11 protein-coding genes are annotated in these 15,336 nt (G+C 44.7%); 5 read left to right on the plus strand and 6 right to left on the minus strand.

The window, feature by feature from the left end:
* Positions 1-374: 374 nt before the first annotated feature.
* From K08M4_RS11530 to csdA, 3 genes are all read left to right on the plus strand, one after another.
* Complete coding sequence (locus K08M4_RS11530) at positions 375-1,262, plus strand: nucleoside-specific channel-forming Tsx family protein (RefSeq protein WP_086049951.1); 888 nt, start codon at positions 375-377, stop codon at positions 1,260-1,262.
* A 111-nt stretch (positions 1,263-1,373) separates the two neighbouring features.
* Positions 1,374-2,267 carry a 2-dehydropantoate 2-reductase gene (gene panE, locus K08M4_RS11535; protein ID WP_086049952.1) on the plus strand — a complete coding sequence of 298 codons (894 nt, stop codon included), beginning with the start codon at positions 1,374-1,376 and terminating at the stop codon, positions 2,265-2,267.
* Positions 2,268-2,354: 87 nt separating this feature from the next.
* Positions 2,355-3,566, plus strand: coding sequence for a cysteine desulfurase CsdA (gene csdA / locus K08M4_RS11540; protein WP_086049953.1), 1,212 nt, complete (start codon positions 2,355-2,357; stop codon positions 3,564-3,566).
* Between the two features lie 370 nt (positions 3,567-3,936).
* On the opposite strand, the gene csdE is transcribed toward csdA, so the two are convergent.
* From csdE to K08M4_RS11560, 4 genes are all read right to left on the minus strand, one after another.
* The gene (csdE, locus tag K08M4_RS11545) at positions 3,937-4,368 is read right to left on the minus strand and encodes a cysteine desulfurase sulfur acceptor subunit CsdE (protein WP_086049954.1); all 432 of its coding nucleotides are present in this window, start codon (positions 4,366-4,368) and stop codon (positions 3,937-3,939) included.
* A gap of 73 nt (positions 4,369-4,441) precedes the next feature.
* On the minus strand, positions 4,442-5,251 hold the full coding sequence (gene tcdA / locus K08M4_RS11550; RefSeq protein ID WP_017059899.1) for a tRNA cyclic N6-threonylcarbamoyladenosine(37) synthase TcdA: 810 nt from the start codon (positions 5,249-5,251) through the stop codon (positions 4,442-4,444).
* Between the two features lie 113 nt (positions 5,252-5,364).
* The gene (gene mltA, locus K08M4_RS11555; RefSeq protein WP_086049955.1) at positions 5,365-6,477 is read right to left on the minus strand and encodes a murein transglycosylase A; all 1,113 of its coding nucleotides are present in this window, start codon (positions 6,475-6,477) and stop codon (positions 5,365-5,367) included.
* Positions 6,478-6,721: 244 nt separating this feature from the next.
* On the minus strand, positions 6,722-7,195 hold the full coding sequence (locus tag K08M4_RS11560; protein ID WP_086049956.1) for a DUF2850 domain-containing protein: 474 nt from the start codon (positions 7,193-7,195) through the stop codon (positions 6,722-6,724).
* 161 nt (positions 7,196-7,356) lie between these two features.
* On the opposite strand from K08M4_RS11560, the gene argA reads away from it, so the two are divergent.
* The gene (argA, locus tag K08M4_RS11565; protein WP_086049957.1) at positions 7,357-8,694 is read left to right on the plus strand and encodes an amino-acid N-acetyltransferase; all 1,338 of its coding nucleotides are present in this window, start codon (positions 7,357-7,359) and stop codon (positions 8,692-8,694) included.
* A 282-nt stretch (positions 8,695-8,976) separates the two neighbouring features.
* Positions 8,977-9,168: a hypothetical protein gene (locus K08M4_RS11575; protein WP_008223046.1), complete on the plus strand. Its 192-nt coding sequence runs from the start codon at positions 8,977-8,979 to the stop codon at positions 9,166-9,168.
* Between the two features lie 101 nt (positions 9,169-9,269).
* Here K08M4_RS11575 and recD read toward each other — a convergent pair whose 3' ends face one another.
* Both recD and recB read right to left on the minus strand, forming a co-directional pair.
* Positions 9,270-11,495 carry an exodeoxyribonuclease V subunit alpha gene (recD, locus tag K08M4_RS11580; protein ID WP_086049958.1) on the minus strand — a complete coding sequence of 742 codons (2,226 nt, stop codon included), beginning with the start codon at positions 11,493-11,495 and terminating at the stop codon, positions 9,270-9,272.
* Positions 11,492-15,166, minus strand: coding sequence for an exodeoxyribonuclease V subunit beta (gene recB / locus K08M4_RS11585; protein ID WP_086049959.1), 3,675 nt, complete (start codon positions 15,164-15,166; stop codon positions 11,492-11,494). The genes recD and recB overlap by 4 nt, the downstream gene beginning before the upstream one ends.
* Positions 15,167-15,336: the final 170 nt, after the last annotated feature.

A 15,336-nucleotide genomic window follows, 5' to 3' on the forward strand; every position in this document is an offset into this window, starting at 1 on the left:
AGTCAGGCTAGTCATCACATGAATTGTTCATCAATTGATTCAAACTTCAGTACGGAGTTGCTTGAAAATGGATCAAAGGCAGGATCGACAAGCTCGCTGAGTGAGGTGTTTTTCACGAGAAAACGCTTAGAAAGAAATACTGTTGATTTTGATATGCATGTCACGATTTTTGGTAGAATCGTTTGCTTAGAGCGGTATTCCACCAATTTATACACAAAATAATCGAATTTCACAAAATCAATAGAAGTAGGGATTCATCAAGATGCATAGCAACTTTAAAGTTCCATCATTTAGATCGTTAGTGTGATCGCGCTCACCATAATAATCATGGTTTTCACTCTGTCTCACTTTTATTTGAGAACAAAATCGCTATTATGCTCGGCATTCGGACATATAAACACGCACGGATTAGCGGGTTACTTATTTCAAACATAGAGAGTTCCATTATGCGTAAATCACTTTTAACTCTTGGCCTACTTGCGGCAGCTTCTGCTCCAGTAATGGCGGCTGATTATTCTGACGGCGATACTCACAAAAATGATTACAACTGGATGCAGTTTAATATCATGCACACTATCGACGAGAAGCCTCAAGACAAAGATCATACTTATCTTGAAATGGAGTTTGGTGGACGCTCTGGTATCTTCGATCTTTACGGTTACATTGATGTATTCAATCTAACTAACGATAGCGGCAGTGATAAAGCAAAAGACGATCAGCTGTTTGTTAAATTTGCACCTCGTATGTCTATCGATGGCCTGACTGGTAAAGACCTTTCTTTTGGTCCGGTACAAGAACTATACGTAGCAAACTACACAACTATTGATGGTAAAGCTGACGGTGGTTACGCAACTAAAACAGGTATCGGTTCAGACGTAATGGTACCTTGGTTTGGTAAAATGCAATTCAACCTTTACGCTACGTACGATCTAAATGCGAAAGACTGGAACGGTTACCAATTTTCTACAAACTGGTTTAAGCCATTCGTAAACTTCGATAACGGTTCATTCATTGCTTACCAAGGTTACATCGATTACGAGTTTGGTCGTGATAGTTCATACAACCAGTCGAGCAACGGCGGAGCTATGTTCAATGGTATTTACTGGCACAATGACCAATTTGCTGTAGGTTACGGTCTTAAGTTATACCAAGATGTATACGGTCTAAGAGACGGTGCTCAAATTGATAGCGCTAACCCACAATACGGCCAGTTCTCTACGTCTGGCGTAGGTCACTACTTCGCAGTAACTTACAAGTTCTAATAGAACGAGTTAAGAAAACTTCCTAAATGGCACCCTCGGGTGTCATTTTTTATTGCTTTCATTTAATGCCTCGCTATCCTTGCTGCACCACTTTCTTATCTCGGTATTGCTGTGAACATCACTATTGTTGGACCAGGGGCTATTGGCTCTTTATGGGCGATAAAACTACTTCAAGCTGGTCATAATGTGGCTTTGTGGAGTCGTTCCACGGATCACTCAATTGACTTATCACTTGATGGACAAGCTTCACTTTCCTTCAGTAACAACAATATCGAAAAGCTATCAGCGAGTGATTTGATTATTTTCGCGGTCAAAGCCTGGCAAGTAGAAGAAGCCACCACTCCGTTACTTCAGTATCTAGACTCTGACACCATTCTCATGTTCATGCACAACGGGATGGGGGCGGTCGCTCAGATAGCAACTCAAATTGATGCTCACCCAGTAGTATTGGCGACCACCACACAAGCGGCATTCAAACCCGACAAGAATAATGTTTCTCATACAGGGTTCGGACAAACTCAATTGGGTGCTTTTAACCTCAAGGGTCAACAGTGCACTTTTTTAGTTGATGTGTTGGAACATGCCTTCCCTGCTGTGAGTTGGAATCCAGAAATAACAACGGCGCTGTGGTCTAAACTCGCCATAAATTGTGCAATCAACCCACTGACTGGGCTGGAGCAAATCAAGAACGGCGAACTTGCAGATAAAAGGTTTGAGGATATTTTGAGTTCTATCATTAAAGAGCTCACGCAGGTTATGCAAGCCCAAGGGATCGCTTGTTCATCCGATGAATTGGAAGCAAGCGTCAAACAGGTTATCCAAGCCACGGCGCAGAACAACTCATCAATGCAGCAAGATATGTTTTATGAGCGCAAAACAGAGATCGACTTCATTACCGGGCACCTGATAAAGACAGCACTTAAGCATCAAATCAAAGTTCCCGCTAACCAAAAGCTGTTTACTCAGGTTAAAGAGCGAGAAAATAGCTGGGATCATCAAGATTAGTCAGCAACGGTTAACAAGTCGCGATAAAATAACAATACCGCTCAGCATAACGCTAGCACCAATTTCCAAGATTTTAGGTAAGAATAGATGCTTGATATCAATCACATCCGAGAGCAGTTCCCTGCGCTATCACAAACCATCAATCAACAGTCGTTGATTTATTTAGACAGCGCGGCAACGACACAAAAGCCTCAGGTAGTTATTGATGCTATTAGCCAATATTACTCCAAGCAAAATGCCAATGTTCACCGTGGTAGTCATAGCTTAACAGCGAACGCGACCAGTCAATTTGAAGCAGCCAGAGACAAGGTCGCTCAGTTTATTGGCGCGACATCTTCAAAAGAGATTATTTGGACTCGAGGTGCAACCGAAGCACTTAACCTGATTGCACAAACTTACGCGAGAAGCACGCTTCAACCTGGCGATGAGATCTTAGTCAGTGAAATGGAGCATCACGCCAACATCGTGCCTTGGCAAATTGTGGCTGAACAAACTGGTGCTAAAGTCGTGAAAGTACCAATGACATCAGATTGTGACTTTGACGTTGTTGCGTTTGACGCCCTTTTGAATGAACGCACTAAGATTGTTGCTCTGGCTCAGATAACCAATGTTACGGGTTCTCGCCAGCCCATTGAACAAGTTATCGAGAAAGCACACAAGATGAATGCAATTGTTGTGGTCGATGGCGCGCAAGGTATTGTTCATGAACCCGTTGATGTTGCGGCTTTAGGTGCGGATTTCTACGTTTTCTCAGGACACAAGCTCTACGCCCCTGCAGGCATCGGTGTACTTTACGGCAAGCTAGAATTGCTCCAAGCGATGCCTCCTTGGCATGGTGGTGGCAAAATGGTCGAGCGCGTCTCTTTCTCTGGCACTACTTTTTCTGAACTGCCTGGTAAGTTCGAAGCCGGAACACCAAATGTAGCTGGCGCGATAGCATTAAGCATCGCAATAGAATGGTTGAGTGGTTTTGCACAGCAAGATGTCGAAAATCATATCCACCAGCTTCAGCACGAGACTTACCTTGCACTCAGTAAGCTGGATGATATTCAGGTATTGGGTTATCACCCCAACGCAAGTGTGATTACTTTTGTGATGGATGGCGTTCACCATCAAGATATTGCAACTTTGTTGGATCAACAAGGTATCGCAGTTCGTGCTGGACATCATTGTGCTCACCCATTAATGGATGCACTCAATGTCAAAGGGACAGTACGGATCTCATTTGGTATTTATAACAATCTGGATGATGTTGAAAAGCTCATTGCGGCGATAGAAAAAGCCGTTGATATGCTTTAGGAAGTGGCGAGACTGAGTTAGAAATTGTCATTCCAAAACTGAGGAACGAAGTATCTGGAATCTCAAATAGCAAAGCATCCAAACGAGATTCCCTATTACGCTCCTTCGTCGCTTTAGGGAATGACGAAACGCAGTAAGAAACCTTCACTCCAGAACTGACGAAACACAATGAGAAATCGTCATTCCAGAACTGAGGAACGAAGTATCTGGAATCTCTAACAGTAATGCTATCCAAAAACGAGATTCCCTACTACGCTCCTTCGTCGCTTTAGGGAATGACGAAATACAGTTAGAAATCGTCATTCCAGAACTGAGGAACGAAGTATCTGGAATCTCTCTAAAGCACTACGATAAAAATGTGTGGAGACAATTACGATTTAGCGAGGTTCTTGATTTGCTCAACAATCGCTTTTAATCCATTACCGCGAGATGGGCTTAGATGGGTAATTAAACCGATTTGTTCAAAGTATCCATCGATATCGAACGCTTGAATCTGCTCTGATGTTTTACCGTCGTACGCAGCCATCACTAAAGCAATAAGACCACGCACGATACGCGCATCAGAATCCGCACAAAAGTGCCAAATACCGTCGATATTTTGAGAAACTAACCACACTTGGCTTTCACAGCCAGAGACAATCACCTGCTCACTTTTCAGTTCATCAGGCATAGTTGGCAGTTTCTTACCCCATTGAATCACTTGGCGATAACGATCTTCCCAACCGTTAAATGTCTGCATTTTCGCGACAATATCATCACTGGTAATTTCAGTACCAAATGGAGAGCTTGGGAATGACATCATTTTAATATCCAATAGATTATGACTAAATGTACAGGTGACAAAGGTTTAGTGTTGTAAAGCAGATAATAGAGAACTACTTAGCGTGCTTTTGAATCAACTTTTCGACAATACGCGAAACAGCCACAAAACCAAATGTAGCCGTTACAACCGTTGCCGCACCAAAACCCGTCGCACAGTCCATGCGTTTTGGACCTTCCGCTGTTGCTTTCGCAGCACATACACTGCCGTCGGCTTGAGGGTATTTCAGTTGCTCAGTCGAGAACACACAATCGATACCAAACTTACGCGCTGGGTTCTTAGGGAAATTATGATGACGACGCAAAGTGTCTTTTAGTTTCTTCGCGAGCGGATCTTGAATCGTCTTGGTCAGATCAGCCACTTTGATTTGAGTCGGATCGATTTGGCCACCAGCACCACCGGTAGTGATCACCTTAATTTTGTTGCTACGGCAATACGCAAGCAATGAAGCCTTAGCTTTCATGCTATCAATCGCATCCAACACAAAATCGAACTCTTTCGATAGGTATTCAGCCTGATTATCTGGGCCAATAAAATCGTCAATCAGGTTCACTTTACACTCAGGGTTAATCAGTTTGACGCGCTCCGCCATCACTTCGATTTTGCTCTTACCAACCGTGCCAGACATAGCATGGATCTGACGGTTGATGTTAGTCACGCACACATCATCCATATCGATCAAAGTCAGCTCACCTAAACCGGTACGAGCAAGCGCTTCAACCGCCCATGAACCGACACCGCCAATACCGATCACACACACGTGTGCTGCTCTAAGTATGTCGACTTCACTATTGCCATATAAGCGACGAGTGCCACCAAATCGTTGGTCATAGTTTTCTGAAGCTGGAGTGGTCAATTCACGCATTGTTGCCGCCAATTTATTTCTGAGAAAAAGAAAAGAGTGCGTTTTATACGCACTCTTGAATTAAAAGTCTAGGGGATTAGCGATTCGCTTTCAATGCCCTATTTTATTGCCGCTTACTCGACCTTTTCAGGTGGTAAAGCCCAAGGCGCTTCGGTTGCGCTGCCATCTAGACCCAGCTTCCACACCCGACCAAAATGCTTGTAATGACCCGCTTCAGTACCTGCTCGTGGGCCCATGCCATGGTAGAGATCCAAATGGTTTTGCTTAACCGCACCACCGGTATCTAAAACCAATAGCAGTCTTAGTTGGTGCGCGCCGCTCCAAGTACCATCAGCATTCAGTAACGGAACCTCAGCCAGGATAGGTGTTCCCATTGGTAAGATAGAGCGATCGCCCGCTACCGCCGCCATCGGTAATAAAGGAATGCCAGCACTTCCCATTACGGATAGATCATCTCTCGCGCTAAAGAAGACGAAAGATGGGTTTTGCTCAAGCAGTTCTTTTACCACTTCAGGATCGTTTGCCAAGACCCACTCTTTAATAGCTTTCAATGACATTTTTTCGCGTGGCACTAAACCTCGCTCGATCAAAACACGGCCGATACTCACGTAAGCTTTGTTGTTCTTACCCGCGTATGCAAAATATTGCAGCGTGTCATCATCTCCGAAATGCACAAAGCCGCTGCCCTGTACTTCCATCATAAATGGGTCGATACGGTTTGCAGAGTAACCTAACTCAAGACCTTGGCCTTCTAATGCTCCGTTGTAGATCTCTTCGCGTGTAGGACACTCTTTATCACACTCTGGAAGCCCATAAACAGGGAATCGATATTCTTCGTTTGCTTCATGTCGCAATTCCATTACAGGAGAAAAGTAGCCCGTAAACAAAACATTGCCTTGCTTATCGCCACCACCTAATTGAGCTGTTTGAACGCCAAAATTAGCGAGTTCACTCGGCTCTCCACTCAGCACCGCCCATTCATTGAGTTGCTGATAAAGCGGCTCATAGATTTTAGCCATCGAAGGGGATTTAGAAACCACCATCTCAGCTTGCTCTGCAAATGCGGTGTAGTCTCTTGGTTTATTAGATTCAACCAAATCGACCTTATTTAAGGTTCGGGGAAATTCACCATCAAGGTGTTGTTGGGCAAGATCAGTGGGTTGAGCACAGCCAAATAAGAAAGAGGCAGCAACAAAGGGAAGCCATTTTTTAATCACAAGAGTCATCCTAAATATTCTATGCATCGAGGATGACAAAAACGATCAGATAACACAATCTTAGATTGTAAATGTTTACAATAATACCAATCACAGTAAGTAAGTGATTCAAAATAGCGTAGGAAAAAATCTTGAGAACAAGGCAGATCTTTTTGATAAGTAGTTATTCTACAATCAAAAATTCTAACGAAGTTATCGAGTTTTTTAACAAGCTAGGGTGACCAATTATTTACTACGATTGGTATAAGATAACCTATCGAACTGAGTTATCGATACGACCTTTAAGGCGAAAGACTGGATTATAGTGATTATCCGATACAAGCATCATTTCTGTCTTATCAGAATTCGTTAGGCGAAAGTGATACGCTTTATTACCAGTCTTATATTCGAAGTACTTGCCATCAAAATCAAAATGAGTCGACACAATAGAGCCTCGCACTGACACACCATTTTCACTCAACATAAACTCATCTGCAGCATAACGAGCAACATCTTGCTCTACCCAAGTACCATATATCTCACTATTGGGCGTTATCGCATCTTGCACTCTATAAAACACATCGGCAAACAAGGAAGCGACGGCAAACGAACCCACCAAAGCTAAAACCATTAAACTGCGTTCAATGACCTTACGTCTCAATTTAGGTTTGTTGCGCTGCTCTGTTCCACTGTAGAGACCTCTAGCGATCTCATCAATCTTACTCTTTCTTGCTGGATTTTTTTGCATTCGTTTACGACTCATAAGGATGCTGTACGCATTGTACACTGAGACAGTTTATAAAACGAAGCCTAGATGAGAATAGTTTGCGCTTCATTCCAAAAAGGTGTTGTTCACATTTGAATTTAAATGCTAAATTAACGAATAAATAAACAAACAAGGCTTATTCTGTGAAATTAAGAAGTACGGCGCTAGTCAAAGGCTTTAGGCAATCGACCCCTTATGTAAATGCTCACCGTGGGAAAACCATGGTCATTATGCTGGGAGGTGAAGCCGTTGCCGATAGAAACTTTGGTAATATTATTAATGATATAGCCCTACTTCATAGCCTTGGGGTTAAGATTGTTCTCGTTCATGGGGCAAGACCACAGATCAATCAACTGTTAGAAAAACAAGATTGTCATACGCCTTACCATAAAAATATTAGAGTCACAGATGAATATTCTTTAGGTGTAGCGATGCAAGCGGCTGGGCAACTGCAACTTGCGATCACCGCTCGCCTTTCAATGAGTTTGAACAACACCCCAATGGCAGGAACTCAACTCAATGTGATGAGTGGTAACTTCATTACCGCTCAACCCTTAGGCGTCGATGATGGCACGGATTACTGCCACAGCGGACGCATTCGTCGAATAGACATCGAAGGGATCAATCGCACCCTTGACCAAGGTTCCATCGTCCTTCTTGGGCCTATTGCCAGTTCAGTCACCGGCGAAAGCTTCAACCTGCTTTCGGAAGAGGTTGCGACACAAGTAGCTATCCGTTTAAAAGCCGACAAACTGATTGGCTTTTGTTCGGAGCAAGGGGTAACCGACGAAAATGGTAATGTACTCGCCGAACTCTTCCCTAAAGACGCTAAGCAAATTCTTGAACGCTTAACGGAATCTCAGAACCCTGCCGAAGACATGAGTACCGGAACACTGCGTTTCTTAAAAGGAGCGATCTCAGCTTGCCGAGCAGGCGTGCCTCGTTGTCACTTAATCAGCTACAAAGTCGATGGCGCATTGATCCAAGAACTGTTCTCTTTTGATGGTATTGGCACCCAAGTGGTCATGGCAAGTGCCGAGCAAGTAAGACAAGCTCAGATTGATGATATCGGTGGCATCTTTGACCTCATTCGTCCACTGGAAGAACAAGGCATCTTAGTTCGCCGTTCAAGAGAGCAGTTAGAGCAAGAGATCTATCGCTTTACCATTATCGAAAAAGACGGCTTAATTATTGGTTGCGCTGCGCTATACGCGTATCCAGAAGACCACATGGCAGAGATGGCCTGTGTTGCTATCCACCCAGACTATCGCGATGGAAACCGTGGCCAGTTACTGCTGGATTACATGCGCCATCAATCAAAATCTCGTGATATCGACCAGATCTTTGTTCTTACCACACACAGCCTGCATTGGTTCCGAGAACAGGGTTTTTACGAGATAGGTGTTGACGAATTACCGATGGAAAAACAGGGTCTATACAACTATCAGAGAAACTCAAAGATCTTAGCGTTAAATGTGTAAATAAAGTTTTGGACTAAAATCTCACTTCAAAAGGAAAATAATTGCAAATGCAATCGTTTTCTATATGAAATTTATTAAGTATGCACTTTCACTCACACTGATTATTGTATAGAATTTAAGCGCTTTAATAATGTTAACAAATGTTTTTATAGGAATTGCCATCTCGATAGTCATATCGAACCATTGAGATGGTAACTGCACGGATTGCTATACCCGTTAACGGTCAGCACGCTAGCAGTAGCTCTGCTCGTTAGTATAAACAGCAAAAAGAGCAACATTGATATGAGAACCATTGTTTGTAACTCGCTGCAAAGTTTTTGGGATATGGCTGATAACCAATTCTTAGAAGGGTTAGACGTACACTGCGTGTTCCCTGTGAGCGAGAACCTCAAAGAGTTTATTTTGAATTGCCAAGCAAAGTACAAGATAAACCATATATCGTTTACTCGAGCGTTTTTAGGCACGGATTCCTAATAACGTTCAAAGCAACCAGGGATGGTTGCTTTGTGTATACGATTTACCCTGCAATTTCGTCGTTTTACTTCCAGCAACACCTTCGCTAAAACCACTGTCTGTTAGCTGGTTAAGCGACTTCCTAAACCACTCACTCGATCTGTTTTCACCTTAATACCACGCTTCAATACATTGGTATCACAGAACATCATCAGTCGTTTCTTGGCACGCGTAATACCCGTATAGATAAGCTCTCGCGTTAGAATTGGGCTGAAATCTGGCGGTAAGATCATCAAAGTCAGATCAAATTCACTACCTTGAGATTTGTGTATCGTCATCGCATAGGCGGTTTCATGATCAGGCACTCGACTTGGTAGTACGGCTTTTACGCTGCCATCGGGCAATTCAAAATATACCTTTAATCGAGGGGCTGAGTTATCGTCAGTTGAAGAAGAGCTACTTGCATCAGCCTCAAGCATACAGATACCAATATCACCATTGTATAAGCCCAAGCCATGATCATTGCGCGTTACCATTACTGGTCGCCCGTGATACCACAATTCATCGTTGTGCGGGTTCACCAAACGTCTTGCGGCAAGTGCCCTTTCGATTCTGTGGTTGAGGCCTTTAACACCAAAATCTCCTTCACGAATAGAACACAGCAATCGACATTGGCTGAACAAGTCGAGCACCGATTTGGCTCTCGCTTCTTGAGTTTCTAACTCTTCCAACGGCACATTCATTCGGTTGAGATACCCACCATACTCATTGACTAAAGTACGCAGCATCAAGTTATAGCTGTCACTCGATAGGGGATGATTTTCGATATCCGTAAACCCTTTAGCAAACACTTGATCGACCTGATTCGCAGACCCGTTATTGATCGCTTTTGCCAACTGTCCGATACCTGAACGCGCATCGAAACGGTAACTCTTCTGCAGCATACACAAACTATCTGCAATTGCCGGAGGATTAATCGAGCCTGTTTTGACTTGTCTTGGTTTAGAAATCGCATCAAAGCCTGTCATTTCCGCAATCAAGTTACCTTGCGCGCTGCTGTAACCGGCAGAATTAAACGAGCAGATATCGCCTAACACTGCACCCGCCTCAACAGAAGCGAGCTGATCTTTATCACCAAGTAGAATCAGCCTTGCGTGTTCAGGAAGTGCATCCACCAGCTTATACATCATCGACAGATCGACCATCGAAGCTTCATCCACCACCAAGATATCAAGGTGAAGTGGATTGCGTCGGTTGTGCCTAAATTCCGCTCGATTAGGAATCGCGCCAAGCAATCTGTGTAAAGTGCTCGATTCCGTTGGTATGTTGGCTTTTACTTCAGGCGCTAAAGGCAGTTGCTCAATCGCTTTACCAATCGATTCAGTTAAACGCGCGGCCGCTTTACCTGTCGGTGCCACCAGCTTGATCGTCGGTGTTTTACCTTGGCTGAGCGATTGCTCGACCATCGCCGAAAGCAACTTAGTTACCGTGGTGGTTTTACCGGTACCCGGTCCACCAGAAATCACCGCGAAGCGACGACTTAACGCCACCGCAGCCGCGACCTTTTGCCAATTCAAACAGACAGATAACGGCACTAGACTATCCAGCACATCTAAATCGGTCACTTGTTTTGCTTGAACAATCGCTTGATCGATAGAACCCCAATCCAAAGCCTGTTCATCGACAATATCTAGATGGTCACACACTAACTGCTGACGTAATACCTGAGAGGTTTGTTGGTTTGCTTCAGCCTTGGCTAATGCGTTAAACAGGAAGTGATAACTACGTGCAAAAAGCTGATTGAGCGTTTCAGTCAATGCCTTCTTCTGCTCAATATTGAACTCTACTGGCTTACTTAAACGGTTTAACGTTTCAGCCAACACAACTTCATAGTTCCAATAACGCTGTAAGTAGACACGCTGTCCATCAAACATTAGCGGCTTAACGCAGTCATTCGTTGTTCCAACTAGGTTAGATGATTGCAGAACAGTCACCCAATCAATACCCAACAGTTTTTGGTTCAATTGCAGTGCCGTTTCACCGTACAACCCAAGTAACTGAGCTAGATCTGCCGTTTGCTCAAGGTCTGCCGTATGTAGCTGTATAAGCTGAGTACAAATATGCCCCTTGCCTAGTTCATGGCTCACCACCCCAGCGAGAAAACCGACCTCTTGAGAATGACTCGTCGCTTGCTGAGAAATAAAACGGGCAAACTGATAATCCAGCTGACGAATTGAGCCCTTATCAGCGAGGAACTTTAATACATCCATGAGTTGCTCAGGGATAAGTGAAACTGGCTTAACTGAGTTCACTGTCTCTGTGCTGATATTAGTGGTCGTTGTCATTATAGAAGCCCCATCTGTCCAGTTTCATTGTCATTCAATTGTGCTGAACGTCTGTCTATCACTTTACCGTCAATCAATTGATCCATTTCATCGAGCAGAGCCAATGTAGGTTTAGCCGAGAAAACACCTTGTTGAGATTGGCCGTCCATTCCTCTTAAGAACAAGTAATAAACCCCACCAAAATGTTGTTCATAACTGTAATCCGCAACGCGGCTGCGTAAGAAGCGATGTAAGGCCAACGCATAGATTTGATATTGCAGATCGTATCGGTGGTCTGCCATCGCCGATTTCAATGCTTCACCATGGTAGACGGCAACGTCATCACCTAGATGGTTCGATTTCCAGTCGAGCACATAGTATTTACCTTGATGCTCAAACACTAAATCGATAAAGCCTTTCAACATGCCTTGCACGGTTTGAAAGCCAAGGTCACCGGCTTTTGCTGATAGCGGATCGTGATATTGAATGGTTTGATTCAATTCAGATGCGGCGAGCACTTCGATCGGCAACAAGAATTCCATCTCAACCAATCGTTGCGTTGAGTCTTTCTCGCTCAGCTTTAAGTTCTTTCCATCTAAAGCCGTGTTCAGCACCGTATCAACCAGTTGTTGAAGCACTGGTAACCACTCTAGTTCGTATTGCTCCGACTCTAATAAGTGAGTGATTACTTGCGTGTTATGTTCGCTGGTTGCTGGCTCGGTAAATTCAACATCCTCAAACAAGGTGTGTAAGAAAGTACCAGGGCGAGCACCGCGAGGGAACGTGAATATAGAACGTTCAGGCTCAATCAGTTCTGACTCATCGTGCTCATCGGCAGAGTCAATATCGAAGCCAGACACCTCAATGGTCGCATCATGGCTCGCACCGTGACTGCCTTGCTTTACAAGCCCCGAGTAACTGGTAATACGCCAAGCTCGGTCAATTGAAGCTTTAAGTTCATTGGCCTGCAAGTCGTCACTCACTTGTTCTGTTTGCACAAAGACTTGTTCGTGAGCAGTCGGCGTTTCAGACAGCAGCACGCTTGGATTCTTACCCTCAATTGCTGACAGAGCTTGATGTAACTCGGCGATGCCTTGCTCTTGTCCGTTTTGAATCAAGTAGCCCATAGCACTCAAGTGAACGCCAGTTGGTTCTTTGGTTGAACGCCCTTTACGCAGCGGTGCCATGCCAATGAAACATCCATAAACAGCACGAGTCAGCGCCACGTAAATCAAACGTAGGTCTTCTGCTAATCGCTCTTTGTCGGCTTGTGCTAAGGCACTGTCGCTACCAGTAATATCAAGTACTGTGGTATCTGAATCGTGATCGTAGAACTTACCTTCACTCGCTTCACGGTAACTCGCGACAAACGGCAAGAATACTAAATCATATTCCAGACCTTTCGACTTATGAATCGTAACGATTTGAACCAAGTTTCTTTCTGATTCAAGGCGTTGGATGTCATCATCGCTTCCACCTAAACCATTTTGCGCATCTGATATCGCTTCTGCTAGCCAACGTAACAAGCCATAGTCGCTGTCGAGCTCCTGCCTAGCTTGTTGCAACAGTTCGCCAATGTGCATCAAATCAGTGAGTGAGCGCTCACCATTTTCTTCTTCTAGTAAGCGTTCCGCGAGGTGCCTTTTACTGATCACGCTGCGAAGCATTGGTAATACGCCACGTTGCAGCCACAACTTACGATATTCTCGGAATTCGTTAACGACATTTTCCCAAACCACTTCATCGTTGTTGAGTTCATCCAATGATGCGGCATCCAAAGCAAACAACTCTGACGCTAAACTCGCACGCAATGCACGGTCATTTTCAGGCGTCAGCACCGCTTGCAGTAGGCGTTGAATGTCTTGTGCGACCAAGCTGGTGAACACGCTATCTCGGTTAGACAAATACACGCTCGCAATGCCTTGTTCCGACAACGCATTTTTAATTAGGCGACCTTCACTACCGGTTCGAACCAAGACAGCAATATCACCGGCATTCACGGCATGTTGTTTTTTACCGTTATCAAAATAGGCTTGCTGGTTTTGAGAAGCGGTCAGAATGGTTTGAATTTGACTCGCCGTCGCCTCAGCCATTGCCTTGTGATATTCGCCTTTCGGTAAGGGCTTATCTTCAGCATCTTGCAGCCAAAAGGTGAGTGCGTGCTGAGTTTCTCCGTTCATCACCCATTGGCGTTTATCGGCCGATGGACTGGCAGCAACGGGTAAGAATGGAATGTCTTGGTCGTAGATAAACGGGCTGTCCGAATTCATAAACACTTGGTTTACCGCGCTGACCATATCCGCACTCGAACGCCAGTTAGTGCCTAACGTATAGTGAGCACTAACTTGGTTTCTTGCCTTAATGTAGGTAAAGATATCCGCGCCACGGAAGCCATAGATAGCCTGCTTCGGGTCACCGATCATAAACAAGCCGCACTGCGGATTATCGAGATAGATTCGGCTAAAAATACTGTATTGCAGCGGATCGGTATCTTGGAATTCATCGATCATCGCCACCGGGTAAAGCGTGCGAATCCTTTCCACCAGCAATGATTGCTCATCCACATCAATCGACGCTGATAACTGAGTCAACAAATCATCAAACGATAACCACTGTTTCTGCTGTTTTGCCTTAGCTAACATGGTTCGACAATGAGTAATCGCATGTGCCAACAAAGGGGCTTTCAGGTCTGCAGGAGAACTTAAGAAGTCCTCAATCGCTTCGAAAACGGCGTGCTGAGGTGCCGTGCCTTTCGGTGTTTTTTCAATTAACGTGGCTTGTGAGAACTTCTCCAATTTATCTGGGAACTGGTAATCATTGGTGTCGCTCTGCGCCCATGCTGTTACCGCTTCTAACCAAGTAGGCAAAGACTTCTTAGTGTAGCTGCGCTTGTTCACATCTGAACCTGAAATCAAAGCCAAAAAGTCCGCTTCAGATTCACACCACAACGCCTTAAGTTGCTTCACTTTATCTAGGTTTTGATTGTGCAGAGTTTGCAAGTCACCCGACATTGCTTCCACAGTTAGCTTTAGTGGAGAGCCCGTCAGGTAGCGATTTACGTCAGCCAATAACGAAGCGGGAGAGCCCCAAATATTTCGCACTTCACCCGCCAGTTGAATTGGCAGCGGGTAAAACTGCTTACGCCAATAGTCAGCTACCACTTGCGCTTTAAGGTGACTTTCATCGGTCACAAATTCATTATCAAAACGGCTTCCAGACTCAAAGGCATTTTGAGTCAGCATACGCTGACAGAAGCCGTGAATGGTGTATACCGCCGCCTCATCCATTTGTCTTTCAGCATTGAGCAGAGTTTTCGCCGCACCAGCATGATCATCGATAGCTTGTAACAAAGGGGAAATCACTGGATCGTCACTTTGCCCGCGAGCAAACGCGATACGTGCATCATGGATTCGCGCACGGATACGATCGCGTAGCTCTGCCGTTGCGGCTTCAGTAAAGGTCACCACCAATATTTGGTCTACGGTTAGCTCCTCATGGTGTCGAGTAGCTTCCGTCAGATCGCCTTGCGGCGCAGCAGTTCCGTGCCCGAGCAGTAAGCGTAAATACAAGCCAGCAATAGTAAATGTTTTACCCGTACCCGCTGATGCTTCAATTAAACGCGCGCCATGAAGTGGAAACGTCATGGTATCAAGTGTTTGTGGAACGATTACCTGAGCACTGCTTGTGGTCGTCATGCCTTACTGCCTTCTTATAAATTAGTCTGTTACAAATGTGACCTAGCGTAGAAAACGTCATTCAATTTACGTCCTACGCCAATTTGTTAATAGTTAGTGCGATCTCTCTCACGGATCAATTCAGATCGCCTCGCTACTATGCGCCCACGAGTTCAGGAGCGCGTACGAGT

The sequence above is a fragment of the Vibrio syngnathi genome (assembly GCF_002119525.1).
Lineage (GTDB): Bacteria > Pseudomonadota > Gammaproteobacteria > Enterobacterales > Vibrionaceae > Vibrio > Vibrio syngnathi.